Origin of the sequence: Saccharomonospora cyanea NA-134, assembly GCF_000244975.1 — a bacterium.
Classification (GTDB): Bacteria; Actinomycetota; Actinomycetes; order Mycobacteriales; family Pseudonocardiaceae; genus Saccharomonospora; species Saccharomonospora cyanea.
This window is the reverse complement of the sequence record NZ_CM001440.1, coordinates 3592063-3615741: the sequence shown is the minus strand read 5'-3', so window position 1 is coordinate 3615741 and position 23679 is coordinate 3592063. Positions and strand designations below refer to the sequence as shown.

Sequence of the window (23679 nt, the reverse complement as noted above, 5' to 3'; positions counted from 1 at the left end):
GAACTCCGACCGGCCCGCGTCGCCCGTGGTCGCGCCTTCGATGATCCGAGCTGATTGGGGGAGCATGTCCCGCATTCCTGAGCTCCCCGAGGGGAACCTGCCGAACAAGCGGTGCGTCCCAACTCGGCACTGATTGACTAGGTCCACCGTGGACCATCGCGAGTATCGGCGACCCGACTGCCTGAGCACGTGCGCGCCGCCTTGTTCGCATCGGCCGTTCGCCGGGCCGCCCAACGAACTCGCTGAAGCACTCATCGAAACGAGGCGGTGAATGTACGCCTTATGGCGTCTCCGGAACAACTTTCGGGGGTACCGTCACCCCGGCCCGGGCCGGAACACTGCGTGCCTATCACATTCGTCGAGACGACACGCGGCTTTCGGAGGAATCCCATGGTCTCACGTCGGCAGTTTCTCGGGATGTCGGCCGCGGCGCTCAGCTCGCCGCTGTGGGCCGGAACGCTGACCGCTCCGTTCGCGGTGGCCGCGCCGGAAAGTCTGCGGTTCCGGCTGGTCAACAACTCCGGTAGGACCGCCTACGCCTACATCACAGGTCAGGCGGACGCGGACGGGCGCGCGATGTTCGTTCGCCCCGACGGCAGTGTGTACTACCCGGCGGCGAGCGGCCCCGTTCCCCAGCCACTCGGGGAGGACCCCGCCGTCCCGGTGAACGGTTCGACCGAGGTCGTGGTTCCCCGCATGTACGGCGCGCGGGTCTATTTCGTGACCGACGACAAGCTCGAATTCTTCGCCGTCGGGGCGGCCGACGGCAGAACTGCGGTCGTGCATCCGAACTTCGTCTCCGACACCGACCCCAACTTCGGCAGGAACTGGACCTTCGCCGAGTTCACGCTCAATTCCGTCCAGTTGTACGCCAACATCAGCTACGTCGACTTCGTCGCCGCCCCGGTCGGCCTGCACCTGACGCACGTGGGCGGAACCCAGGAGGTTCCCGGCCTGCCCAGTGGCGCGATCGACCGCATCGCCTCGTCGCTGCGGGCCCAGGGGGGAGCGTGGCCGACCTGCGTCCAGGAAGCGAATGGCACCGTGCTCCGCGTGCTCAACCCGAACCACCGGGCAGGAAACTTCGTCGGGTACATGGATGGGTACGTCGACCAGGTGTGGCAGAAGTACGCGAGCGAACCGTTGATCGTCGACTCGCAGCGCGCCGACATCGGCATCCTGCAAGGCCGCGTTGAGGGTGGCGACCTGGTGTTCGGCGCGGAACGCTTCGGCAAGCCGACCACCGGCGACATCTGGGGGTGCAACAGCGGACCGTTCGCCAACAACCCGGCCACCGACAGCGAGGAGCGGAAAGCGATCGTTCCCCGGCTCGCCGCCGCCTTCAACCGGACGACGTTGCTGATCAACTCCGAGCAGCCGCACGGTGAGGACCCGGCGACCTTCTACCAGCATCCGGTCACGAACCACTACGCCCGCGTCGTGCACGAGAACCTGCCGGACGGCAAAGGTTACGCGTTCGCCTACGACGACGTCAGCGCGAACGCGAACGAAGACCACAGCGGCAAGGTCAACCACGGCGACCCCGAGCTGTTGACGGTCACACTCGGCAGCATTCGCTGAGCTCCCGGCCGGGTCAGCAGCTCGCGGTGGTGGCGGCGATGGTGCGCGCTGCATCAGCGAACTCCGCCGCTACGAGTCCCTCACACATCGATATGCATGGGTCCACTGTAGACTTCAAGGGCCAACAACACCGCAAACTGACGCAACGCCGAGTTCACGCGGCGATCAGCGGTGTCCGGTCTTCCAGGCACAGGTTCCAGAGTCGGCCCCTGTGGACAGCATCCGCATCTTGCGGCCGCGGTGACTCGGATCAGGTGCGCAGGTGGGATGCGCCGTTGAGGTCGACGATGGTGCCGGAGGCCCATGCCGCGGCCGGGGACGCGAGGAAACGCACGACGGTGGCGATCTCTTCCGGTGTGCCGACCCGCCCGAACGGGCTCTCCGCACGCAGGCGCCCGCCCTCGGGGCCGGACAGCTTCGCCGACTGCCGTTCGGTGGCCACGAATCCGGGCGCGACGGAGGTGACCGTGATGCCGTGCGGGGCCAGTGCCACGGCCAGTGACTGGCCGAGGGCATGCAGTGCCGCCTTGGTCGCCCCGTAGGCGGGGAAGTCCGGTTCGCCCCGGAACGCGCCGCGCGAACCGATGTTCACGATCGCACCGTTGGCGCCCCGGTCGACGAGGTGGCGGGCCGTGGCCCAGCTCAAGTCGGCCGCGCCCAGGAGGTTGACGTCCACCATCCGCCGCCACACCTGCTGCCAGTGCGCCAGCGAGGTCTGTGCGATCGGATGCCGGGTGTCCGCCGTGGGGGCCACGGCCGCGTTGTTCACCAGCACGTCCACCGCGTCGAGCGCGGCCACCGCCTCGGCCACGACCCGCTCCGCCGCACCGGATTCGCCCAGGTCGGCCTGGATCAGTGTGTGGCCGGTGCCGGGCAGTTCCTGCAGAGTCCGTTCGGCGTCCGCACGGCGTCCCGCGTACTGCACCGCGACCCGGTCACCGCCGGCCGCGAAGGCCGTCGCGACGGCGCGGCCGATACCCCGAGATCCGCCGGTGACCAGCACACCCCTCATCGGGCGAACACCATCGACTCGTCACGGAAGGACTTGAACTCCAGGGCGTTGCCCGCGGGGTCACGGAAGAACATGGTCCACTGCTCACCGGGCTCGCCGGGGAAGCGCAGGTGCGGCTCGATGTCGAACCTCACCCCGGCGGCTCGCAGCCGCTCGGCGAACCGGTGGAAGGTTTGTTCGTCCAGCAGCAGACCGAAGTGCGGGATCGGCACCTGGTGCTGCCCCACCAGGCTGGTGCCGACCGGCTGCGGCGCGACAGCCACCAGGTGGGTCACCAACTGATGGCTCTCGAGGTTCCAGTCCACCCAGTGGTCGGTGCTGCGCCCTTCGGACAGGCCCAGCACCTGCCCGTAGAAGTTGCGGGCGGCTACCAGGTCGTCGACCGGGATGGCCAGGTGAACAGCGGGTCGGTGAGACATCGGGATCCCTTCGGTGAGCTCGGCGTCCGAGTAGCGTGACCGACACGATGTCCTAATGTCAACATTAAGACATTGCTTCGGATCTCGGATCCGGCTGGTCTCGCAGCTTCTCCGGAGGTCAACATGGGGCACATGTCATCTGCACTGCCGAGGGCCGCCCGGCGTGGGCTGGCTGATGAGGCCGCCGACTTGGTGCGCGCGGCCATTTTCTCCGGTCATTTCCCGCCCGGAGCCGCACTCCGCGAGGTGGAGCTGGCCGAACGCCTCGGGGTCAGCCGCGGCTCGGTCCGGGAAGGACTGGCCCGGCTGGAGCGGGAAGGGCTGGTACGTGGCGGCTGGCACCGCGGTAACACCGTCATCGAGGTGACGGCCGAGGACGTCCAGGAGGTCTACGCACTCCGGGCCGCATTGGACCGCCTGGCCGCGACCACCGCCCGGCGAGCCGCGACCGCAGAGCACCTGTCCCGGCTGGATCGGCTGGTGGACGAGATGACGACCGAGATCGCCGGCGGCAGCGACGCTCACCGGCTGGTGGCGCTGGACATCGCCTTCCACGACCAGATCTACGCCGCCGCCGGAAACGGCAGGCTCACCACCGCATGGCAGGCCATTCGCTCTCAGCTGCACCTGTTCCAGCTGCGCCGCGTCGACGCGGCCTACGACCACTATCGTGCGCGCGTGGTCGACGAGCATCGCGAACTTGCCGCTCTCCTGCGTTCAGGCGACAGCCGGACACTGGCACGCCGGGCCGAAGAACATGTGAACTCCGCCCGACTCAGCCTGCTGGCCAGCTTGTCGCCCGTACCGTGACGGCAAGCACCGCGACACCCGGTTCCCTGAGTGTGAGACACCCCGTGAGGTGGTGAAGGGCGACGCTCAAGCCCTTGTTCCAGCGACAGTCGTGACACTCGTGTCTCAGTGTCGAACCGACACGGGTTCGAAGGCCCCGCTCGGCCCGCTCAGCGCGGCCGGCTGAGGGACCCTGACGACAGACGACTCCGGGTGACACCGCGGCTCCGTCACCGAGCTTCTCCAGCCTCTGCCCGTGGGTGTTCCTGTGTTGGTTCGACCCTGCGGGAAGGGTTCGTACGCGCGGCGTCGGCCGCCCGTTCCCGGCACCGGTGCCCGGAAACGAATGGCCTCAACGAAATCCGCAGTAACCGTCAGCCGCGCGACACCGGACCTCCCTGCCGGGCGCGCTGGTCGCCCTCGCGGTAGAGCACCAGGTGCTCGTGGAAGAGGACACCGTCGCGGATGTCACCGGTGGCGGTGAAGCCGGTGTCGTCGAGGTAGTCGATGTGATCGCCGGTGACGGTGTACCGGCCGGTGTAGGCACTCTGACGTCTTCCGCGGGCCTCGTCGTAGCGGCCGTTCGGCAGTAGTTCCTGGCGGATGTGTCCGTCCGCGGTCACCCACATGCCGACGTAGGGGTGCGGGTCGCGGGGTGTGTCGTTGCTGCTCATGGCTCCAGCCTCGGCCTCGCGGCGCGGAGCAGCCAGGCCGCCGTCTCCCCAGGTGTGGGCCTCCTGGGGGGGCGTGCACCCACGATGGCGAGCGAGACGGTGTGGCGCCGTCCCGCATATGCCGTCGTGAGCCGGGCCCGACCCTGGGTGCCGCACACCCGGGGACACAGCGGCCTGGTTCCGGTTCCGCACGGCGACGAACCTGGTGGTCATGCAGCTGCGGCAACCGCCGAGCAGCTTCCCCCGCCCGCATGGGCGCTCGCTTCGCTCGTCGGACCGACCGATGAGCCGACCCCTGAGGAACACCATGACCATCAGCTACACCGACACCGTGGGCTGGAACCGAAAGGCCCTCGACGAGATCGTCGCGAATGACGGTGGCCGTCCGGTCCTGTTCACCAACGCCCGGATCGTGACGATGGACCCGCTGATCGGGACCGTGACCGGTGCCGACATCCTGTTCGTCGGTTCCCTGATCGTGGGCGTCGGTCCCGCCATCGTCACCGCGGCAGTCGACGACAACGCCATCGTCGTCGACTGCGCGGGTACGACCGTCGTCCCCGCCGTCGTGGACACCGTCGCACTGGTCGGCGGACGTGGCCGACGCTCGGAGTACGTAGCGACGCTGACACCGGGCAATACCGCCGACTTCCTGGTGGTACCCGACGAGCTGGGCGCCGATGTGCCCAGCGCGCTGGCCACTCTCATGTCCCACCCGGAGCAGGTTCGCGCGCTGGTCGCAGCCGGTCGGCCCGTCCTGTGGGCGGGCACCGACGCCCCCGGCGGGCCCGCCGTTCCAGAGACGGGCATCCCCGCCGCACCGGACCTGACCGGCAACCCACGGCTCGGCGTCTGGATCGACCGGGAGGGCTTCCTGCACCAGGAACTCACCGCCGACGGCCGCTACGACGAGACACGGGGCGGCCGCCCCCACGCCTACCAGGGCCGGTTCTGGATCGACGGCGACCGCATCGACTACCTGGACGACCTCGGCTTCTGGGCCTACGGGCAGTTCGAGGGCGATGAACTGCACCACGCGGGTTACGTCATGAAGCGCAGCTGACCGTCGGTAGTCCACCACCCCTTCCTGAGAGCTACGGAAAGCAGATCCCTCATGAACGTCAACGACACCACCAGCGCCGCCGTCCTCGACCGGATCCGGTGCCGCCCTGCGGACGAACGGCGCATCCTGTTCACCGGCGCGACCATCGTCACCATGGACCCCGCCCTCGGTGTCCTGCACAACGCCGACCTGCTCGTCGAGGGCGACACCATCACCGCGATCGGTCCGAACATCGACCCCGGCGACGCCGTGGTCGTCGACGCTTCCGGCTCCGTCCTCAGCCCCGGCTTCGTCGACACCCATCGGCACGCCTGGGAGGCCCAGCTGCGCCGCATCATGCCGGACGTCGACGACCTCGGCGCCTACGTCATGTCCACCCTGGCCGGACACGCCACGGTCTACCGGCCCGAGGACATGTACATCGGCACCAAGCTGGCCGCCCTCACCGCGATCGACAGCGGCATCACGACCATGCTCGACTTCTCCCACAACTCCCGTACCCCCGAGCACTCCGACGCCGCGGTCGAGGCCCTCCGCGGCACCGGCATCCGCGGCGTGCACGCCTCCATGGGCCCTCACTTCGGCGACTGGGACAAGCAGTGGCCCGGGGACCTGACCCGCCTCAAGGAGCGCTACTTCAGCAGCGACGACCAGCTGCTGACCCTGCGCCTGGCGACGCTCGCCACCGACGAGATCGCCGGCCCGACACTCGCCTACGGCCCCGACCTCGCCTGCGTCGCGAAGGATCTGGGTATCGGAGTGAGTGTGGACGCGGTCTTCGGTAAGGCCTCCTCCGAGGCGATCCTGCGCTGGGCCGAGGACGGCATCCTCAATCCCGACGTCACCCTCATCCACGCCACCGGACTGACTTCCGAAGCATGGAAGGCCATGGGGGAGACCGGCACCACCGTGGCGCTCGCCCCCACCTCCGACGCCCAGATCGGCCTGGAGACCGCGATCCCCGCCGTTGACGAGGCCCTGTCCGCCGGCATCCGCCCGGGACTGAGTATCGACGTCGAAGTCGCCTTGGCCAGCGACATGTTCACGCAGATGCGTACCCTGCACGCCATCCAGCGGATGCGGGCCGTCAACGCCGCCCACGGCACCGACGGGCAGCCCGCCCGCATCACCACCCACGACGTCCTGGACTTCGCCACGCTCCAGGGTGCCCGCACCAACGGCCTGGAGGGCGTCACCGGATCGCTCACCTCGGGCAAGAAGGCCGACCTTTTGGTCATCCGGGCCGAGGACCTCAACAACATGCCGCTCAACGACCCCATCGGCACCGTCGTGCTGGGCTCCGACGCCCGCAACATCAGCGCTGTCCTCGTCAACGGTGAGGTACGCAAGTGGAACGGCCAAGTCCTCGACGTGGACCTGCCCGCCCTGCGCCGCGAGGTCCACGCCTCACGCGAGTACGTGCTGAACACCCCGGCTGCCTGAGCGTCCCCTCCCAGTGCCCCCGGCCGACCCCTCCGGCCGGGGGCGCCCTCTGGCCCGACGGTGTCACCGGCCGATCGTGCCGCGCACACGGGCCGCCACCAGACGGCCGTCCCGGAGTGTCCATGTCCCGCACCACCACGGCCCTCCGTCACCCAGCCAGGAGCAGCACGCCCGACCAACCGTCGGGCTGGGCATCGGCCGCCGTGCCTCACTCCAGTTGGCCGATGACGAGTTCGCGGTACCTGCCGCAGCCGGCTCCGAACCGAAGCTGGTCGCGGCCGCCCACTCCAGTCACCTCGCCATGCGAGCTATCCGATGCTTCCTGGTAGAAGGCTGCTTGACGCTGATGGTCGCTGTGACGTGCGTGGGATTGGCGGCGGTGCCAGGCGGACCCGTGGGGCCGGTGGGCTGCATTGTGCACGGACCGCGTGACAAGCGTCGTGAGCAGTTGTTGGTTCTGGCGTCCGTGACAGCCGACCGAGACCGCGCATAGACCGCAAACGGCCGACGACGGCAGGTCATGACCGGACCCAGCCGGACAGCACAGGAACGGCCCCTCACCGTGCTGTGCCTGGTGAGGGGCCGTTTCGTGTGGTCACAGAAAGTGCCCCCGGTGCGACTCGAACGCACACTGGACGGATTTTGAGTCCGCTGCCTCTGCCGATTGGGCTACGGGGGCGTAGTCCGCAGCTTACTCCCCGTCGCTCCACCGGGTGGAAGCGGGGTTAGCTCAACGGCAACGTGCTTGTACGACGGCTGTCATCAGGACGCGAGATGATCACAGCACGTGGCGAACGCCATCCCGACTGCGCCTGCGATTGCCGGTAATCTCGGGGTAGCGGACTGCCGCACCCCAATCAAGACCCGTCGATCGTTCCCAGGAGGAGTCCGGTGACCGAAGCGGCTACCGAAGCCAACGATGCCGCTCCCGCTCCACAGCGCCGCGTTCTCGTCGCCGAAGACGAGGCGCTGATTCGCCTCGACCTCGTCGAGATGCTTCGCGAAGAAGGTTACGAGGTGATCGGCGAAGCGGGCGACGGGGAAGAGGCCATCAAGCTGGCCGGAGAGCTCAAGCCCGACCTTGTGATCCTCGATGTCAAGATGCCCAAGCTCGACGGCATCGAGGCCGCCGCGAAGATCACCAGCGATCGCATCGCTCCCGTGGTGATCCTCACCGCCTTCAGCCAGCGCGACCTCGTTGAGCGCGCTCGCGAGGCAGGCACGATGGCTTACTTGGTGAAGCCGTTCGCCAAGCGTGACCTCGTGCCCGCCATCGAACTCGCTGTCAGTCGGTTCGCCGAGCTGCAGGCGCTGGAGGCCGAGGTGGCGGGTCTTACCGACCGGCTCGAAACGCGCAAGCTCATCGACCGTGCCAAGGGCCTGCTGATGACCCACCAGGGGCTCAGCGAACCCGACGCTTTCCGCTGGATCCAGCGCACCGCCATGGACCGGCGCACCACCATGAAGGCAGTCGCCGAGGCGGTCGTCGACAGCATCGGAAAGTAGTCCTAGAGCGACCCCGGTCTCTGGTGGGAGGGACCGCCCACCAGAGACCGAGGTCAGCCGATGCGTTCGACCTTGAACGCGGCTCTCCTCGCCGCTTTCGCCACCCTCTTGTCGGGGTGGTACTGGCCGAACACCCGTAGCGCCGCAGCCGCGCCGGGATGTTCGAGCCGCCACAACACCTCGAACATGTCCTCCTCTCCTGCGCCGACCGTGGACGCCAGCAGGTCGTCGATCCGGTCCGGCGGGTGCTCGACGTCGACATCGCAGAACATGTCGGCCGTCAGCCATGCGATGTCGTGGTCGGTGAGTTCCAACTTCGCCGACGCGTCACTCTCACCCAGCGCCCGTTTGGCGTAGGGGCGCAGGGCCGGAACGTCAAGGAGGGTGTGCCACACCGCGTGCGCGTCCGTGCCGAGCTCGTGCAGTAGCGCGGTCGCCGCGGCACGCTCGCCGGGACCTCCCTCCATGGCGACCGCGGCGAGCTCGGTCGCGGCGTCGGCCGCCGTCCGGGTCGCCGACCACGCCTGCCACTCCGAGTCGACCTGCTCGATGGTCCCCAGCAGCGCCACCGACACCATGTCGGCTGCGCTCATCTTCTCGGCGGCGGGCAGAAGCGGGATGTCGACCTCCGACCTGACCTCCGACCACAACGCGAACATTCCCAACGCCGTCAGTCGCACCGTCCCGTCGTGGATCTCAACGGCGCCCAGTAGAGCGAGCCGTCGGTACAGCACTTCGGCGGGATCTCCCTGGGACGCCACCCACCGCTCCCACGCCGCTGCGGGCAACTCACCGTCCGCGTCGATCACCGCGACCTCGTGCACCATCGCGCTCAGCTCGGCCAGACCGAGACCGCTCTCCCGCGCCGCGAACAGTGGCAGCATCGTGGCTCCCGCCCCGTGCAACCGCAGGTGAGGCTCGCCGGCCAGCTCGGCGTCCACGGCCAGGCTCCACGCGCACAGGGAGGCGAACGCCTGCTTCCACATGTCGAGCACGGTGTCGTCGTCGCCGTCCGGCCAGGCGTCCACACCGGACGTCACGGTGACGGTTCTCTCGCCGATGTCGAGGAACTCGAGGTCGTCGGCAAGCTCCCACCACTGCGCCATCTCGTTCGGCGTGGGATCGACGTCTACGGGTACAGCTCCGGAGGCCGACAACTCCTTCGCCGCCAGAGCGGTGTCCTCCTCACTCAGGGCACCCGTGGCGTCGTCGACGGGGCGCCCGTCGCCGACCCACAGCGCGAGCGCTCGTGCGGCGGCCAGCAGCGGGCTCAGACGTGCCGCGGCGGCGAGTTCCGTCTCGGTCGGTAGGCGTAGCGGCGAGAGTCTTTCGGTCCCCAGCAACTCGCGGTAGTGGATGTCGGCGGGGACGGAGGACTCGTCGAACTCGATGGAGCGGAGGTGGTCGTGCGCGGCCATGGCGGCAAGGCTAACGGGCGAGGGCTCCGGGATGGGAGGGCTGCTGAGCGGTCGTGATGGGCAGGCCTGGGGGAGTGGGAACGAGACTTGCCCGACGGACATCCCTCCTGAACTGGCTGTTCGCCGATTCCGGAAGCCATGTTCCAGTTGTGGGAGCACTGGGTACGGGCGCGTCTTCACTGCTTCGGGTGATGGCGCCAGAGGTACCGTTCGTCGCTCGGATTCCGTGGCTGCCACCACGTTGGCACCTCCGGCGACGGCGAACCGGCCGGCCTAGGTCCATCTTGGACTGTGCAGGTCCGAAGATTGTGCACTCGAAGGCGGACGCGAGGCGCTTCTCACGTTCGCGGCCGAGGACGTACACGACGTCGCCGGGACGTGGCCGACCACCCGGCTGCCGGCCGTCGTGCCGAGTGGTTCCCCATGCCTGGCGCATCGCCGCTGGGGCTCGACCGCACGTGACAGCGTGCTCGCGGTGTGGCGGGTCGTATCCGTCAGGAACCCGGTGCGCGATCACGCACGACGCAAGTGAGGCGCGCGCTGCAGGTGCGCCTTCCCGACTCGTCCGTGATGACGATCTGGGAGGTCATCGTCGAGCGACCGACGTGCAGGGGGGTGGCCACACCGGTCACCGACCCCGACAGCACGGCGCGGTGGTGGGTGCACGACAGCTCCAAGCCCATCGCCACCCGGTCCGGGCCCGCGTTCAGTGCCGCGAGGACCGACCCGAGAGACTCGGCCAGGACGGCGTTGGCTCCGCCGTGAAGTAACCCGAAGGGCTGAAGATTGCCCTTGACCGGCATGGTGGCGCTGACGCGCTCCGGCGTCAGGTCCACGAACGTGATGCCGAGCTTGTCGTTCAGCTGCTGTTCGGCGATCTCGGGGGAGATGCCTGCCAGAAGGGCACGCAACAGCTCCTCGGACGGGTTCTCGGTCACCGCGTGGCTCCCTGTGTTCGAATCGATCGGGTCAGTGCCGCCGGGCAGCGAGGCTGTCGGACACTCACCCTAGACTCACGGGCGTGAGCCCCAACCAGAACACCTCCGTTGCGAACGACACACCGCGGCTGCTCCTCGTCGACGGTCACTCGATGGCGTATCGGGCCTTCTTCGCGGTGCCGGCCGACCGGTTCCGGACGTCCACCGGGCAGGTCACCAACGCGGTGTTCGGGTTCACGTCCATGTTGATCAATCTTCTGCGCGACGAGGCGCCCACTCACGTGGCCGTGGCGTTCGACGTGTCCCGCCGGACGTTCCGCACGGAGACGTTCGCCGACTACAAGGCGAACCGGTCGGCGACGCCCGACGACTTCAAGGGACAGGTCGAGCTGATCAAGGACATCCTCGCGGCCCTGTCCATCCCCGTCCTCGCGAAGGAGGGCTACGAGGCCGACGACCTGATCGCCACCCTGACCACGCAGGCCGGTGACGACTACGAAGTGCTGATCTGTACGGGCGACCGGGACGCGCTGCAACTGGTCAACGACTCCGTCACCGTGCTGTATCCGAGGAAGGGGGTCTCCGACCTGGTCCGGTTCGACCCGGCCGGCGTCCAGGAGAAGTACGGCCTCTCACCCGTGCAGTACCCCGACTTCGCGGCTCTGCGTGGTGACCCGTCGGACAACCTCCCCGGAATCCCCGGTGTGGGGGAGAAGACGGCGGCGAAGTGGGTGCGGCAGTTCGGCTCCCTCGCAGAGTTGATCGACCGGGTCGACGAGGTGAAGGGCAAGGTGGGTGACGCGCTGCGGGCTCACCTCGACTCCGTGATGCTGAACCGGCAGCTCACCGAGCTGGTGCGCGACGTGCCGCTCGAGACCGGCCCGGCGGATCTCGAGGTACGGCCCTGGGACCGCGACGCCGTGCATCGGTTGTTCGACGAGCTGGAGTTCCGCGTGCTGCGCGACCGGCTGTTCGCGTCGCTGTCCAGCGCCGAGCCGGAGGCCGACTCCGGTTTCGAGGTCACGGGCTCGGCGCTGCAGCCGGGCACGGTGTCCGACTGGCTGTCCCAGCACGCCGGAGCGGGCACCACGGTGGGGCTGGCGTTCAGCACCACGGGAGCGTCCGTGACGTCCGACGTGCGGTCGATCAGCCTGGCAGCACCCGGCGGCGCCGGCGCCTATCTCGACGTCACCGAGATGACGGAGGCCGACGAACGCGCCCTCGCGGAGTGGTTGGCCGACGAGGAGGTGCGCAAGGTCGGTCATTCGCTGAAAACGCCGCTGCACGCCCTGCGAGCCCGCGGATGGCGGCTCGCGGGCCTGGTGATGGACACCGAGCTGGCCGCGTATCTGGTGAGGCCCGGGCAGCGGTCGTTCGGGTTGGACGACCTGGTGCTGCGGTACCTGCGCCGGGAGCTGCGCTCGGAGAGCGCGAAGGACGACGGACAGTTGTCGCTGCTCGACGCCGATGCCGACAGCCAGGTCGTGCACGACGAACTGGTGCGGGCGAGGGCGATCCTGGAGCTGTCGTCGGCGCTGGCCGATGAGCTCACCGCCACGGGCGGCACCGCGCTGCTGGGCGACATCGAGTTGCCGCTGCTGTCGGTGATCACGGAGCTGGAGGCGGCGGGCATCGCGGTGGACGCCGACGCGCTCACCACACTCGAGGTGCACTACGCGAGCCGCGTGAAGCAGGCGACCGAGCAGGCGTACGAGGTGATCGGCAAGCAGATCAACCTTGGTTCCCCGAAGCAGCTCCAGGTGGTGCTGTTCGACGAGCTGGGGATGCCGAAGACGAAACGCACCAAGACCGGCTACACCACCGACGCCGACGCCCTGCAGACGCTGTACGAGAAGACGGAGCACCCGTTCCTGCAGTACCTGCTCGAACACCGGGATGCCACGAAGCTGCGGACCACGGTGGAGGGGTTGAGCAAGGCGATCGCCGACGACGGTCGCATCCACACCACCCTGCATCAGACGATCGCGGCCACGGGCCGGTTGTCCTCGGTGGACCCCAACCTGCAGAACATCCCGGTGCGTTCCGAGGAAGGGCGGCGCATCCGCGACGCCTTCGTGGTGGGCGAGGGTTACTCCGAGCTCATGACCGCCGACTACAGCCAGATCGAGATGCGCATCATGGCGCATCTGTCCAAGGACGAGGCGCTCATCGACTCGTTCCAGTCGGGGTTCGACTTCCACGCGGCCACGGCGGCGCGCGTCTTCAGCGTCGAGCCCACCGAGGTCACCGGCGAGCAGCGCGCCAAGATCAAGGCGATGAACTACGGGCTCGCGTACGGGTTGTCCGCGTACGGCCTGTCACAGCAGCTGCGCATCTCCGCCGAGGAGGCGCGGGGGCTCATGGACGAGTACTTCCTGCGGTTCGGCGGTGTACGCGACTACCTGCGCAGTGTGGTCGATCGCGCGGCCAGGGACGGCTACACGCAGACCATCTTCGGCAGGCGCCGTTACCTGCCCGATCTCACGAGCGACAACCGGCAGCGACGCGAGATGGCCGAACGCATGGCCCTCAACGCGCCCATCCAGGGCAGTGCGGCGGACATCATCAAGGTCGCCATGCTCGGTGTGCACCGAGCGCTCACCGAGGCGGACCTGCGCAGCCGCGTGTTGCTCCAGGTGCACGACGAGCTGGTGCTGGAGGTCGCCGACGGCGAGCGGCAGGAGGTGGAGCGCCTCGTGCGGCGCGAGATGGGGGCGGCCTACGAGCTGTCGGTGCCGCTGGAGGTCTCTGTGGGTTTCGGCCGTTCGTGGCACGACGCCGCGCACTGACTTCCGGCGGCTGAGAACGGGGTCACATCGCCGGCGGATTGGGAAACGGCCCGTTCGGGTACGTCTCGCTCATGGCTCCGACAGCATTGGTCCTCGCCGGCGCGGGCATGTTGAGCGACGTCGCACGTGCTCTGGTCGGCGACGGCTGGCACGTCGTGCTCCCGTCTCGGCGGTACTCGCCGGTGCCGGTGGAGGGCGACGTTCCTCCTTCGGGTCGCGCGGTGTGGGTGGAAGCGCACTGGGACCAGCCGGGAGAGCTGGCTCGACGCGTGGCGAAGACGGTGGACGGCGAGGCCGTCGATCTGCTCGTCACCTGGCTGCACGACGCGTACCGGGCTCCGGTGCTGGAGGCTGTGAAGCCGTTGCTGTCGTCCACGGCGCCCGCCGTGGAAGTGCGGTCGATGACCGAGACCGCGACGGTGCCGGAACAACCCGCAGGCAGGCCCACACAGTACGTCTTCCTCGGCGACGTGTCCGCGTTCGACGACACCCGCCCACTCGGCCAGGCCGAGATCGTCGCGGGGGTGCGAGCCGCTGTGGAGCAGGCGCTCGCGGGCGCGCCGTCGGCCCGGCACGACATCGGGCACCGCCGTCCGCGTCTCTCTGTCCCGCGCCCCCGGGTGCACGGCATCGTGGGTGCTCTGCCGCGCCGGGCGTTCCCCGCGGCGGGTTAGGACACCGCGCGGGGCTCAGCGCAGGGCCGAAGCCGGCCTGCACTGCCAGACCGTCCACAGCGGCCGGTAGCCCTGCCGGTGCCAGAACACCGGGGCAACGGGGTCGAGCGGGCTGTACCAGGTGGTGCTGCGCTCCAACCCGGCGCGGGCGAGGGCGTCGTGAGCGGTGTCGGCGAGTGCCCGCCCGACACCGTGTCCCCGCTCTTCCGGGTGAACCGAGAGCTGCGCAAGCCGTCCCCACCGGCCTGCCGGAAGCAGGTCGGCGAACTCCGGCGCACCGGGAGGTACCTCGTCGACCTGCACCATGCCCACGATCGGACCCCCTGCGGGGAGTCCGCCTTCCGCCACCCACACGCGACCGGGCGAGTTCAGCACGTCGGCGAGCGGGTCGTCCTCGGCGCAGCAGGCCGTCGCTGGCGTTGACGCCGAGCACAGGGCCGCATGCGCCCGGGCAAGACGTTCGACGGAGCCGACGTCCCGAGGACCGGCCCGCCGTACCGCGACCGACGCCGTACCGGGCACCGTCGGAGGTGAGGAGCGGGTTCGCAAGCCCAGCGCGAGCACGGGCAACAGACCGTGAGCCAACAACGGCCGGGTGCATTCCGCGTCCCGGCTCGGCCAGGTGAGCGTGCACACCGATTCGGCCGGTGGGGGAGTGCGGTCGAGCTGGGCTCGCAGTGCGCGAAGCACCGCCTCCATGGCTTCGCCGCCGTGGCGGCCGACGAACGGCGTCAACTCCCACACCTGCGTGCCCCGAGCGGTGCGCACTTCGAGAGTCCCGGTGATCCGCGTGCCGTCGGGGAGTGCGGCGACGAGTGTGCGGCCCGGCACGGGAGCGGTGGCCACGGGAAGAAGCGGGTCGATCGAGGCGTGTCGCTGTGTCTGGTCGGCCACCAGGTCGGTCGGATCGGTCATCGGGCACCGTCGGTCGTGCTCAGCGTGCCGCCGTCGCGGGGCGCGCCTCCCATGTGGTCCAGAGTGGACGATACCCCTGCCGGTGCCAGAACACCGACGACAGCGCGTTGTGCGGACTGTAGAACACGTACGTGCCGCGCGCTCCGCGAGCGAGCAACCGCTCGTGCGCGGTCGAGGTCAGGGCGCGGCCGATGCCGCGACCGCGAGCGGCGGGCGCGACCGACACGGTGTGCAGCTGCGCCCACGACCCGGCCGGCAACCGCGGATGCGGTGAGGGCCACCGGCACAACGCCAGGCCCGCGACGACGCCTTCGGGTTCGGCGATCCACATCGGCTCACCCGCCGACACCGCCCGGCGGAGCGCGCGGCCCAACAGTGCCGGGGCGTCGTCCCGCGGCATCGCCGCACCGACCGAGACGGCGTACCGCCATTCGGCGAGCCACAGTTCCAGCAGGTCGGCGACGGTGGTGTCGTCGCCGGTGAAGGGCCTGACCGCCGCCCGAGCGCGGCCTTCGGGAGCGTCGATGTCCTCATGGGCGGCCTCTCTCACGGCGAGCACCGCGTACGGCGCGAAACCGTGCCCGGCCAGCGCTCCCGCCACGTCGAGGTCGCGGCTGGGCCACGTCACGCTGCACGCGGAGTCGGCTCCGGGCCTCTCCCGGCGCAGCCGCTCCCGCAACGCGGAGAGCAACGCCGCCATCCCGTCCGCTCCCGGGGTCGGGGAGACCGGGGTCAACTCCCACACCAGTCGCGGATGCCACAGGGCCGACCAGCCGTCGTGTCGGGCGCGGTAGAGCACCGCGGACACCTCGCCTCCACCGGGAACGACGGTGACCAGTCGTTCACCTTCACCGGGATCGACGGCGTCGGGCAGCAGCGGGTCGATCCGGGTGAGACTCATGGCTGTTTCACACAGCGGAAGACAGCGGTACCGGGAAACAGTCTCCCGCGCAGGGGGCTCCACTGGCCCCACACCCGTGTGTGCCCGGCGGGCCACTCGGGTTCGACGAGGTCGGTGAGGTGGAACCCGGCCGCGTCCAGTGCGCGCACGTAGTCGCCGAGCGTGCGGTGGTATTCGACGTACGTCGCGTGCCCGTCGGCGTCGACCTCGACGTACGGTGTGCGGTCGAAGTACGGCTGCGTGACGGTGAGGCCGTTCGGCCCGGGATCGTCGGGGAAGATCCAGCGCAGCGGATGGGTGGTCGAGAAGACCCAGCGACCGCCTGGCCGCAGCACCCGGGAAACCTCCCGGAACACGACCTCCACGGACGGCACGAACGGGATCGCGCCGAACGCGGAGCAGGCGATGTCGAAGGCGGCGTCCGTGAACGGCAGGTGCTGGGCGTCGGCCTGCACGAGTGCGGGATGCAGGCCGGTGCGCCGGTTGTCGTTCAGTGCGTGGCGGAGCATCCCGGCCGACAGGTCGAACCCGACGACCCGTCGCGCGCCCTGGGTGGTGAGCCAGCGGGCGCACGGCGCGGAACCGCAGCCGATCTCGAGCACGTCGGTGCCCGAGACGTCACCGAGCAGCCGTGCCCTCTCCTCCCGCAGCCCTTCCGGACACCAGACGAAGTCTGCCTCGCCGAGAAAGTCGCCGTGTGTGTCGTGGTAGGCGTCGGCGTCGGCGTCCCACCAGGCCAGGTTGGCCGCGGTGGCCTCGGCGGAGCCCACGTCGCGATGGGCGACACCGGCTGTGCCGAGCAGTGCTTCGGCCCTGGCATGACGTTCGGGGGAGTTCGTGTCGGCCACCACACCATTGTCCGCGTGTCGCGGGTCGTGACAGTGGTCGGACCCTGATTGTGCCGATGCGACGTCTCCGCGTAGGATGACACTCAGCGCAGTGGGTTCGCGCTGCCTTCGGCCCAGCTAGCACGTGCTGGATCTCGGGTTCGCGCACCATATCGGTGAGGTCGCGGCCGTTCAGCCCGAACGCTGAGACCGTCACCGTCGTTCCCACGACGCGCACGCAAACTGCACATCACGAGACCAAGCCGCTAACCGGAGCAACCCACCTAATGACCATCGACACCACCGCCGCCCCGAACGCCCAGGCGAAGCAGGTCGCCGTGAACGACATCGGGACGGAGGAAGACTTCCTCGCTGCTATCGACAAGACAATCAAATACTTCAACGATGGCGACATCGTGGAAGGCACCATCGTCAAGGTCGATCGCGACGAAGTGCTGCTCGACATCGGTTACAAGACCGAGGGTGTCATCCCGTCCCGTGAACTTTCCATCAAGCACGATGTCGACCCGGCCGAGGTTGTCGCCGTCGGTGATGCGGTGGAGGCCCTTGTCCTGCAGAAGGAGGACAAGGAAGGCCGTCTGATCCTCTCCAAGAAGCGCGCGCAGTACGAGCGCGCCTGGGGCACCATCGAGGAGCTCAAGGAGAAGGACGAGCCGGTCCGCGGCACGGTCATCGAGGTCGTCAAGGGCGGCCTGATCCTCGACATCGGCCTGCGTGGCTTCCTGCCCGCCTCGCTCGTCGAGATGCGTCGCGTGCGCGACCTTCAGCCCTACGTCGGCCGCGAGCTCGAAGCCAAGATCATCGAGCTGGACAAGAACCGCAACAACGTGGTGCTGTCCCGCCGCGCCTACCTGGAGCAGACGCAGTCCGAGGTCCGCAGCGAGTTCCTCAACGCGCTCGCCAAGGGCCAGGTCCGCAAGGGCGTCGTGTCCTCCATCGTCAACTTCGGTGCGTTCGTGGACCTCGGCGGCGTCGACGGTCTGGTGCACGTGTCGGAGCTGTCCTGGAAGCACATCGACCACCCGAGCGAGGTCGTCGAGGTCGGCCAGGAGGTCACGGTCGAGGTGCTGGACGTCGACATGGACCGCGAGCGCGTGTCCCTGTCGCTGAAGGCCACCCAGGAAGACCCGTGGCGGCAGTTCGCCCGCACCCACGCCATCGGCCAGATCGTGCCGGGCAAGGTCACCAAGCTCGTCCCGTTCGGCGCGTTCGTTCGTGTCGAGGAGGGCATCGAGGGTCTGGTGCACATCTCGGAGCTGGCCGAGCGCCACGTCGAGATCCCCGAGCAGGTCGTGCAGGTCGGCGGCGAGGTCATGGTCAAGGTCATCGACATCGACCTGGAGCGCCGTCGCATCTCGCTGTCGCTGAAGCAGGCCAACGAGGGCTTCACCCCGGACGCCGAGTTCGACCCGACGCAGTACGGCATGGCGGCGGAGTACGACGAGCAGGGCAACTACATCTACCCCGAGGGCTTCGACCCCGACACGCAGGAGTGGCAGGAAGGCTACGAGAAGCAGCGTGAGGAGTGGGAGCGGCAGTACGCCGAGGCTCACGCTCGCTACGAGAAGCACATGCGCCAGGTGGCCGAGGCGCAGCAGGCGAACGCCGCTGCTGTCGCCGAGGGTGCCGTCGGTGGCGGGGAGACCAGCTACGGCTCCTCGCAGTCCGACCAGGAGCGCTCGGGCGGCACGCTCGCCAGCGACGAGCAGCTCGCGGCTCTGCGCGAGAAGCTGTCCGGCGGTGCGTGAGTAGCGCCTGAACGGCCGTGAACCGTGGCCCCGGTCCTGTCCTGGACCGGGGCCACGGTTTTTTTGCAGGTACGCCATGTCCGGGCTGTCACCGGGTGCTTGAATACGGCTCATGTTGCGTGTGGGGTTGACAGGCGGGATCGGCTCGGGGAAATCGACGGTGGCCGCACGACTGGCGGAACACGGCGCCGTGATCGTTGACGCCGATGCGATCGCCAGGGAGGTCGTGGAGCCGGGCACCGAGGGGCTCGCCGAGGTGGTGGCGGCCTTCGGCGACGACGTCCTGGCCGCTGACGGGACGTTGAACCGGGGCGCGCTCGCTGCCAAGGCCTTCGCCGACGACGCATCCAGGCAACGGCTGAACGCGGTCCTGCACCCGAGGATCAGCGCGCGGACGGTGGAGTACTTCGCCGAGGCCCCCGCGGACGCGATCGTCGTGCACGACGTTCCGCTGCTGGTGGAGAACAACCTCGCCGCGGGCTATCACCTGGTGATCGTGGTGGACGCCGACGAGGACGTGCGGGTGCGCCGACTCGTCGAGTCGCGCGGTATGGCGGAATCCGACGCGCGCGCCCGGATCGCCGCGCAGGCCACCACCGAGGCCCGGCGTGCCGTGGCCGACGTGTGGCTGGACAACAGCGGCGACCGGGGCACCGTACTCGCGCAGGTGGACAGACTGTGGACCGAACGGCTGGTGCCGTACGAGGCGAGCGTCCGCCTGCGGCGGCCCCGTCCACCGGCCTCGCCCGTTCTCGCCTCACCCGATGCCACCTGGCCGGCGCAGGCGGAGCGGGCGTTGGCGCGGATTCGCGCGGCGGTCGGACATGTGGCGCTGCGCATGGATCACATCGGGTCCACGGCGATTCCGGGCCTGCCCGCGAAGGACGTGCTGGACCTCCAGCTCGTCGTCGCCACACCGGCCGACGCCGAGGCGATCGCCGATCCGTTGTCCGACGCGGGTTTCGTGCACAGGGACGACCAGGAGTGGTGGGACGAGCCGGTCGGTGACGAGAAGACGTGGACGAAGCACCTGCACCAGGGCGCCGACCCGGCACGCCCGGTGAACCTGCACGTGCGCGTCGAGGCCAGCCCGGCCTGGCGGCGGGCACTGCTGTTCCGTGACTGGATGCGCGCGAATCCGGCCGAGGTCACCGCCTACGCGGAGGTGAAGACCCGGCTCGCGGCCGAGCATGCCGACTCGGGAACGGTGACGGGTTACGCCGAGGACAAGCAGCCCTGGATCAACGCGGCTTTCGGCAGAGCGGAGGAGTGGGCGGCCCACACCGGGTGGGAACCCGACGCGCCGTCACAGTAGGCCCTTCCGGTACGCCACGGCCACGGCGGCGGCGCGGTCACGGACACCCAGCTTGGCGTAGATGTGCAGCAGGTGGGTCTTGACGGTGGCTTCGCTCAGGAACAGCGCCCTCGCCGTCTCCTTGTTGGTGTTGCCCTGCGCCACCAGAGACAGCACCTCGAGTTCTCGGGGACTGAGCGCGTCCTGGACGGGGCCTCGGACCCGGCCGAGGACCCGGCTGGCGACCGCGGGGGAGAGCACGGACTCGCCACGTGCGGTGGCGCGCACGGCGCGGAACAACTCCTCCCGCGGTGCGTCCTTGAGCAGGTAGCCGGTGGCCCCCGCCTCGATCGCGGGCAGCACGTCGGAGTCGGTGTCGTAGGTGGTCAGCACGAGGACCCGCGCGGGGTTGCCGAGGGCGGTCAACCGGTTGATCGCCTCGACCCCGCCGGTGCCGGGCATACGTAGGTCCATGAGGACGACGTCCGGGCGGAGCCGTTCCGCCACGGCTACCGCCTCGGCTCCGTCGCCCGCCTCGCCGATGACCGTGAAACCCTCGTCGACCGTGAAGATGCCGCGCAGCCCGTCGCGGACGATGGGATGGTCGTCGACGACCACGATGCTGATCATGCTGTTGTCGTCGCCGTGACCGCCGGAACGGTTGCGCACACGGCCGTGCCCCCACCGGGCTCGCTCTCCACGACGAAATCGCCCGCGATGCGCTGGACTCGGCGGCGCATCCCCGGCAGGCCGTACCCGCTGGCCCACTCGGCGGTGTCGGCCCTGCCGAGCCTGTCGGGGTTGAATCCCACGCCGTCGTCGCGGACGTCCAGCGCCACCTGGTCCGCGAGGTACGACAACGTGACGACGGTGCGAGAGGCACGCGCGTGCTTGGCGACGTTGGCGAGTGCCTCCTGGGTGACCCGGAGCAGCGTCGCCTCGATCTCGGGATGCAGGGCTCGCACCGTGCCGGTCGCCGAGAACTCGGCGTCGATTCCGGCTCGGTCCGCCCAGCGTGCGGTGACCGCCGCGAGCGCCTCGCGCAGTCCGGTGCCGTCGAGCTCGTCCGGAGTCAACGCGTGCACCGCGCGTCTGGCCTGGTGAAGACTCTCCCGGGCGAGTGCGGTGGCGGTGTCGATCCGCCGCTCCCGCTCCGCCGGGCCAGTGCCGGTCTGGCGGGCCGCGGTCAACTGCGTGATGATGCCCGTGAGCCCCTGTGCCAGGGTGTCATGGATCTCGCGGCTGAGCCGCTGCCGTTCGTCCAACACACCGGACTCCCTCGCCTGCGCGAGAAGCTGCTGGTGCAGGCCGGCGTTCTCCTCCATGGCCGAGCGCAGTTCTGCCACCAGAGCACGGCGCTCCTCGCTCTGTGCGACGAAGCGTTCGGACAGCAGGAGCCCTCCGGCTATCGCGGCGGTCTGGACGACGACGATGATGAGGTAGACATGCGGCCAAGACTGGAGCGCCACCAGGGGGCCGCCTGCGGGAAGGCTGTGGATGAGCGCCGACGTCACGGCCAGCCCCGTCACCATGAGGACCTTGGGCCGCAGCGTCAGGGCGCGGAAGAACGCCGCGATCGTGAACACCGTGAACACCGGGTCGACGAGGGTGAGCACGCTGGCGCAGGACAACAGCGCCACGAAGGCGGCTGCCCGCCACCACGGTGTCCGCCACCGAGGAAGCGCCGCCGTGTCGGTGAAGACGACGACGGCGGCGCTCGCGAGCACGTACGCGGTGGTCTGCCACCGTTGCTCCGGGTTCTGCTGCGGGTTCGCGACGCTGAGCACCGCCGCCACTCCGAGCATGAGCAGCGGAAGGGCGTCCTCCAACCGGCGGCTCCACGGCGAACCTTCCCGGAAGGGCAGCAGGAAGGCCGACGGCGGCTCGCAACCACGCTCCACCGCGTGATTATGCCCTGTCGGCGTGAACCGGGGTGCTACTGGACCGATCACTGCCAGCGGAAGTTCCGCACGGCCACCGTGAGGCAGACCACCGTGGACACGACCATCGACCCGAGCTGCGCCCATCCCGGCCAGTCGCCCGCCCACGCGGCACGCAGCGCGTTGAACATGGCCCCCAGCGGAAGTGCGTCGGCCGCCCAGCGCAGTGCGGAAGGCAGCAACTCCGCCGGAACCCACACCCCGCCGAGGGCGAGCATGGGAAAGAACGCGCCCATGGCGATACCGTTCGCGGCCCGGCTGCTGGGTGCCAGCGCCCCGACGAGCAGACCGATCGAGAACAGCGACGCGGTGCCGAGGACGAGTACCACCAGGAGCGCGAGACCGTTGGCGGGGAGCTCGATACCGAGCACCGGAACACCCAGACTCATGACGACGACGGTGACGAGGCCGATCACCAAGTAGACAGCCAGCTGCGCTGCCAGCACCGTGACCGGGGACACCGGGCTGGCCTGCATCCGCCGGAGCACACCCTTCTCGCGATAGGTCGCGAGAAAAACGGGAAAGATCGACAACCCGAGCATGGCGACGAGCAACGTCACCGACATCGGCGCGATGAACAGTGACAGCAGCGACTGCCCACCGAGCTCGGGACTGGCCTCGCGGGTCCACGGCATCACACCGAACACGAACAGGATCGCCACCGGGAGACCGATCGCCATGAACGACGCGGTGGGATCGCGCAGGAACAGTTTCGCCTCGGTCGCGGCCAGTGCGCGGACAGCGGACGGGGTGGTCGACATGGCCGGTTCAGCCTTCCTCGGTTCCTTGCAACGTCTTGCCCGTGAGTGAGACGAAGACGTCATCCAATGTGGTCTGGTCAACGCGTAGCTCGTGGGCGATGATGTGGCGCCGGGCCAGCAGCGAGGTCACGCTGTGCAGCACCTCGTCGGTTCCCGTGACCACGAGGTGGTTGCCGTGTCGCTCCACGGAACGCACCTCCGGCAGGGCGTGCAGCAGCCCTTCGTCGAGGGGTTCGGACGGCCGGAACCGGATACGCTGCTCTCGTTCGGCGGCGGCGACGAGTCCGGCGGGGCTGTCAGTGGCCACCACACGTCCGGAGTCGATGATCGCCAGGCGGTCGCACAGCCGCTCCGCCTCCTCCATGAAGTGGGTGACCAGCACGACGGTCACCCCGCGGTCACGGATGCTCTCGACGAGATTCCAGACGTCCCGCCGCGCGTGCGGGTCCAGCCCGGTCGTCAGCTCGTCGAAGATCACCAGCTCCGGCGTGCCGATGAGGGCCAGCGCGATGGAGACCCGTTGTCTCTGGCCGCCGGAGAGCTTGCCGAACGCGGTGTGCCGCCGTTCCGTCAAGCCGAGGAGATGCATCAGCTCGTCGGGGTCGGCCGGGTCGCGGTAGAACGACGCGTACAGACTCAGCGCCTCGGCGACCCTGATGCGGTCGGGCAGTTCGCTGCTCTGGAGCTGGATGCCGAGCCGTTGCCGGAGTTCCGGCGTGTCCTTGCCCGGATCGAGACCGAGCACGCGCACGGTGCCGCTGTCCGGGACGCGCAACCCCTCGACGCACTCGACCGTGGTCGTCTTGCCCGCACCGTTGGGACCGAGGATCCCGAAGATCTCCCCCCGGTCGACAGCGAAGGACACGTCGTCGACGGCGACGGTGCCGCCGTATCTCTTGTGGAGGTTCCGTACCTCGATCACGGTTTCGTCGGGCATGATCCGAGATTCCCGGAAGACCGCGGCCG

21 protein-coding genes and 1 tRNA gene are annotated in these 23679 nt (G+C 69.2%); 9 read left to right on the top strand and 13 right to left on the bottom strand.

Going from position 1 to position 23679, the window contains the following annotated elements:
• Nucleotides 1-390 precede the first annotated feature (390 nt).
• Nucleotides 391-1581 (top strand): glycoside hydrolase family 64 protein, encoded by a 1191-nt coding sequence (locus tag SACCYDRAFT_RS16920; RefSeq protein WP_005458023.1) that lies wholly within the window; start codon nucleotides 391-393, stop codon nucleotides 1579-1581.
• 250 nt (nucleotides 1582-1831) lie between these two features.
• On the opposite strand, the gene SACCYDRAFT_RS16915 is transcribed toward SACCYDRAFT_RS16920, so the two are convergent.
• Nucleotides 1832-2593, bottom strand: coding sequence for an SDR family NAD(P)-dependent oxidoreductase (locus tag SACCYDRAFT_RS16915; RefSeq protein WP_005458021.1), 762 nt, complete (start codon nucleotides 2591-2593; stop codon nucleotides 1832-1834).
• On the bottom strand, nucleotides 2590-3012 hold the full coding sequence (locus tag SACCYDRAFT_RS16910; RefSeq protein WP_005458019.1) for a VOC family protein: 423 nt from the start codon (nucleotides 3010-3012) through the stop codon (nucleotides 2590-2592). The genes SACCYDRAFT_RS16915 and SACCYDRAFT_RS16910 overlap by 4 nt, the downstream gene beginning before the upstream one ends.
• Nucleotides 3013-3144: 132 nt before the next feature.
• Here SACCYDRAFT_RS16910 and SACCYDRAFT_RS16905 point away from each other — a divergent pair, with 132 nt between their 5' ends.
• Nucleotides 3145-3822: a GntR family transcriptional regulator gene (locus SACCYDRAFT_RS16905; protein WP_043536591.1), complete on the top strand. Its 678-nt coding sequence runs from the start codon at nucleotides 3145-3147 to the stop codon at nucleotides 3820-3822.
• Between the two features lie 353 nt (nucleotides 3823-4175).
• On the opposite strand, the gene SACCYDRAFT_RS16900 is transcribed toward SACCYDRAFT_RS16905, so the two are convergent.
• A complete protein-coding gene (locus tag SACCYDRAFT_RS16900; protein ID WP_005458015.1) occupies nucleotides 4176-4475 on the bottom strand; it encodes an Atu4866 domain-containing protein in 300 nt (99 codons plus the stop codon).
• A gap of 307 nt (nucleotides 4476-4782) precedes the next feature.
• Here SACCYDRAFT_RS16900 and SACCYDRAFT_RS16895 point away from each other — a divergent pair, with 307 nt between their 5' ends.
• Together SACCYDRAFT_RS16895 and SACCYDRAFT_RS16890 are read left to right on the top strand one after the other, a co-directional pair.
• Nucleotides 4783-5538 (top strand): Atu4866 domain-containing protein, encoded by a 756-nt coding sequence (locus SACCYDRAFT_RS16895; protein WP_005458013.1) that lies wholly within the window; start codon nucleotides 4783-4785, stop codon nucleotides 5536-5538.
• A gap of 51 nt (nucleotides 5539-5589) precedes the next feature.
• Entirely contained in the window at nucleotides 5590-6981 is a 1392-nt protein-coding gene (locus SACCYDRAFT_RS16890) for an amidohydrolase family protein (RefSeq protein ID WP_005458011.1), read from the top strand.
• A gap of 605 nt (nucleotides 6982-7586) precedes the next feature.
• Here the strand turns inward: SACCYDRAFT_RS16890 and SACCYDRAFT_RS16885 are convergent.
• Nucleotides 7587-7660 (bottom strand) — tRNA-Leu (locus SACCYDRAFT_RS16885).
• Nucleotides 7661-7872: 212 nt separating this feature from the next.
• Here SACCYDRAFT_RS16885 and SACCYDRAFT_RS16880 point away from each other — a divergent pair.
• Nucleotides 7873-8487 carry an ANTAR domain-containing response regulator gene (locus SACCYDRAFT_RS16880; protein WP_005458009.1) on the top strand — a complete coding sequence of 205 codons (615 nt, stop codon included), beginning with the start codon at nucleotides 7873-7875 and terminating at the stop codon, nucleotides 8485-8487.
• A gap of 53 nt (nucleotides 8488-8540) precedes the next feature.
• Here the strand turns inward: SACCYDRAFT_RS16880 and SACCYDRAFT_RS16875 are convergent, their stop codons facing one another.
• A complete protein-coding gene (locus tag SACCYDRAFT_RS16875; protein WP_005458007.1) occupies nucleotides 8541-9905 on the bottom strand; it encodes a hypothetical protein in 1365 nt (454 codons plus the stop codon).
• Nucleotides 9906-10399: 494 nt separating this feature from the next.
• Complete coding sequence (locus SACCYDRAFT_RS16870; RefSeq protein WP_005458004.1) at nucleotides 10400-10843, bottom strand: PaaI family thioesterase; 444 nt, start codon at nucleotides 10841-10843, stop codon at nucleotides 10400-10402.
• 83 nt (nucleotides 10844-10926) lie between these two features.
• On the opposite strand from SACCYDRAFT_RS16870, the gene polA reads away from it, so the two are divergent.
• Both polA and SACCYDRAFT_RS16860 read left to right on the top strand, forming a co-directional pair.
• Nucleotides 10927-13632: a DNA polymerase I gene (polA, locus tag SACCYDRAFT_RS16865; RefSeq protein WP_005458003.1), complete on the top strand. Its 2706-nt coding sequence runs from the start codon at nucleotides 10927-10929 to the stop codon at nucleotides 13630-13632.
• A gap of 71 nt (nucleotides 13633-13703) precedes the next feature.
• On the top strand, nucleotides 13704-14306 hold the full coding sequence (locus SACCYDRAFT_RS16860) for a Rossmann-fold NAD(P)-binding domain-containing protein (protein ID WP_005458002.1): 603 nt from the start codon (nucleotides 13704-13706) through the stop codon (nucleotides 14304-14306).
• A 15-nt stretch (nucleotides 14307-14321) separates the two neighbouring features.
• Here the strand turns inward: SACCYDRAFT_RS16860 and SACCYDRAFT_RS16855 are convergent, their stop codons facing one another.
• The 3 genes from SACCYDRAFT_RS16855 to SACCYDRAFT_RS16845 are packed head-to-tail and all read right to left on the bottom strand — an operon-like array spanning nucleotide 14322 to nucleotide 16973.
• Nucleotides 14322-15221: a GNAT family N-acetyltransferase gene (locus tag SACCYDRAFT_RS16855; protein WP_005457999.1), complete on the bottom strand. Its 900-nt coding sequence runs from the start codon at nucleotides 15219-15221 to the stop codon at nucleotides 14322-14324.
• 19 nt (nucleotides 15222-15240) lie between these two features.
• Nucleotides 15241-16122: a GNAT family N-acetyltransferase gene (locus tag SACCYDRAFT_RS16850; RefSeq protein ID WP_005457997.1), complete on the bottom strand. Its 882-nt coding sequence runs from the start codon at nucleotides 16120-16122 to the stop codon at nucleotides 15241-15243.
• On the bottom strand, nucleotides 16119-16973 hold the full coding sequence (locus tag SACCYDRAFT_RS16845) for a class I SAM-dependent methyltransferase (protein ID WP_005457995.1): 855 nt from the start codon (nucleotides 16971-16973) through the stop codon (nucleotides 16119-16121). The genes SACCYDRAFT_RS16850 and SACCYDRAFT_RS16845 overlap by 4 nt, the downstream gene beginning before the upstream one ends.
• Before the next feature lie 263 nt (nucleotides 16974-17236).
• Here SACCYDRAFT_RS16845 and rpsA point away from each other — a divergent pair, with 263 nt between their 5' ends.
• Together rpsA and coaE are read left to right on the top strand one after the other, a co-directional pair.
• On the top strand, nucleotides 17237-18718 hold the full coding sequence (rpsA, locus tag SACCYDRAFT_RS16840; RefSeq protein ID WP_005457993.1) for a 30S ribosomal protein S1: 1482 nt from the start codon (nucleotides 17237-17239) through the stop codon (nucleotides 18716-18718).
• Nucleotides 18719-18830: 112 nt separating this feature from the next.
• Nucleotides 18831-20033, top strand: coding sequence for a dephospho-CoA kinase (gene coaE, locus SACCYDRAFT_RS16835; RefSeq protein ID WP_005457991.1), 1203 nt, complete (start codon nucleotides 18831-18833; stop codon nucleotides 20031-20033).
• Here coaE and SACCYDRAFT_RS16830 read toward each other — a convergent pair.
• From SACCYDRAFT_RS16830 to SACCYDRAFT_RS16815, 4 genes are read right to left on the bottom strand one after another with little or no spacing between them, the layout of a single operon-like run.
• Nucleotides 20025-20642 (bottom strand): response regulator, encoded by a 618-nt coding sequence (locus SACCYDRAFT_RS16830; RefSeq protein ID WP_005457980.1) that lies wholly within the window; start codon nucleotides 20640-20642, stop codon nucleotides 20025-20027. The two genes, coaE and SACCYDRAFT_RS16830, sit on opposite strands and share 9 nt — an antisense overlap.
• Nucleotides 20639-21913: a sensor histidine kinase gene (locus SACCYDRAFT_RS16825; protein ID WP_005457978.1), complete on the bottom strand. Its 1275-nt coding sequence runs from the start codon at nucleotides 21911-21913 to the stop codon at nucleotides 20639-20641. Before SACCYDRAFT_RS16825 ends, SACCYDRAFT_RS16830 begins: the two co-directional genes overlap by 4 nt.
• 47 nt (nucleotides 21914-21960) lie before the next feature.
• Nucleotides 21961-22713 (bottom strand): ABC transporter permease, encoded by a 753-nt coding sequence (locus SACCYDRAFT_RS16820; RefSeq protein ID WP_005457976.1) that lies wholly within the window; start codon nucleotides 22711-22713, stop codon nucleotides 21961-21963.
• 7 nt (nucleotides 22714-22720) lie between these two features.
• Nucleotides 22721-23650, bottom strand: coding sequence for an ABC transporter ATP-binding protein (locus SACCYDRAFT_RS16815; RefSeq protein WP_005457969.1), 930 nt, complete (start codon nucleotides 23648-23650; stop codon nucleotides 22721-22723).
• Nucleotides 23651-23679: the final 29 nt, after the last annotated feature.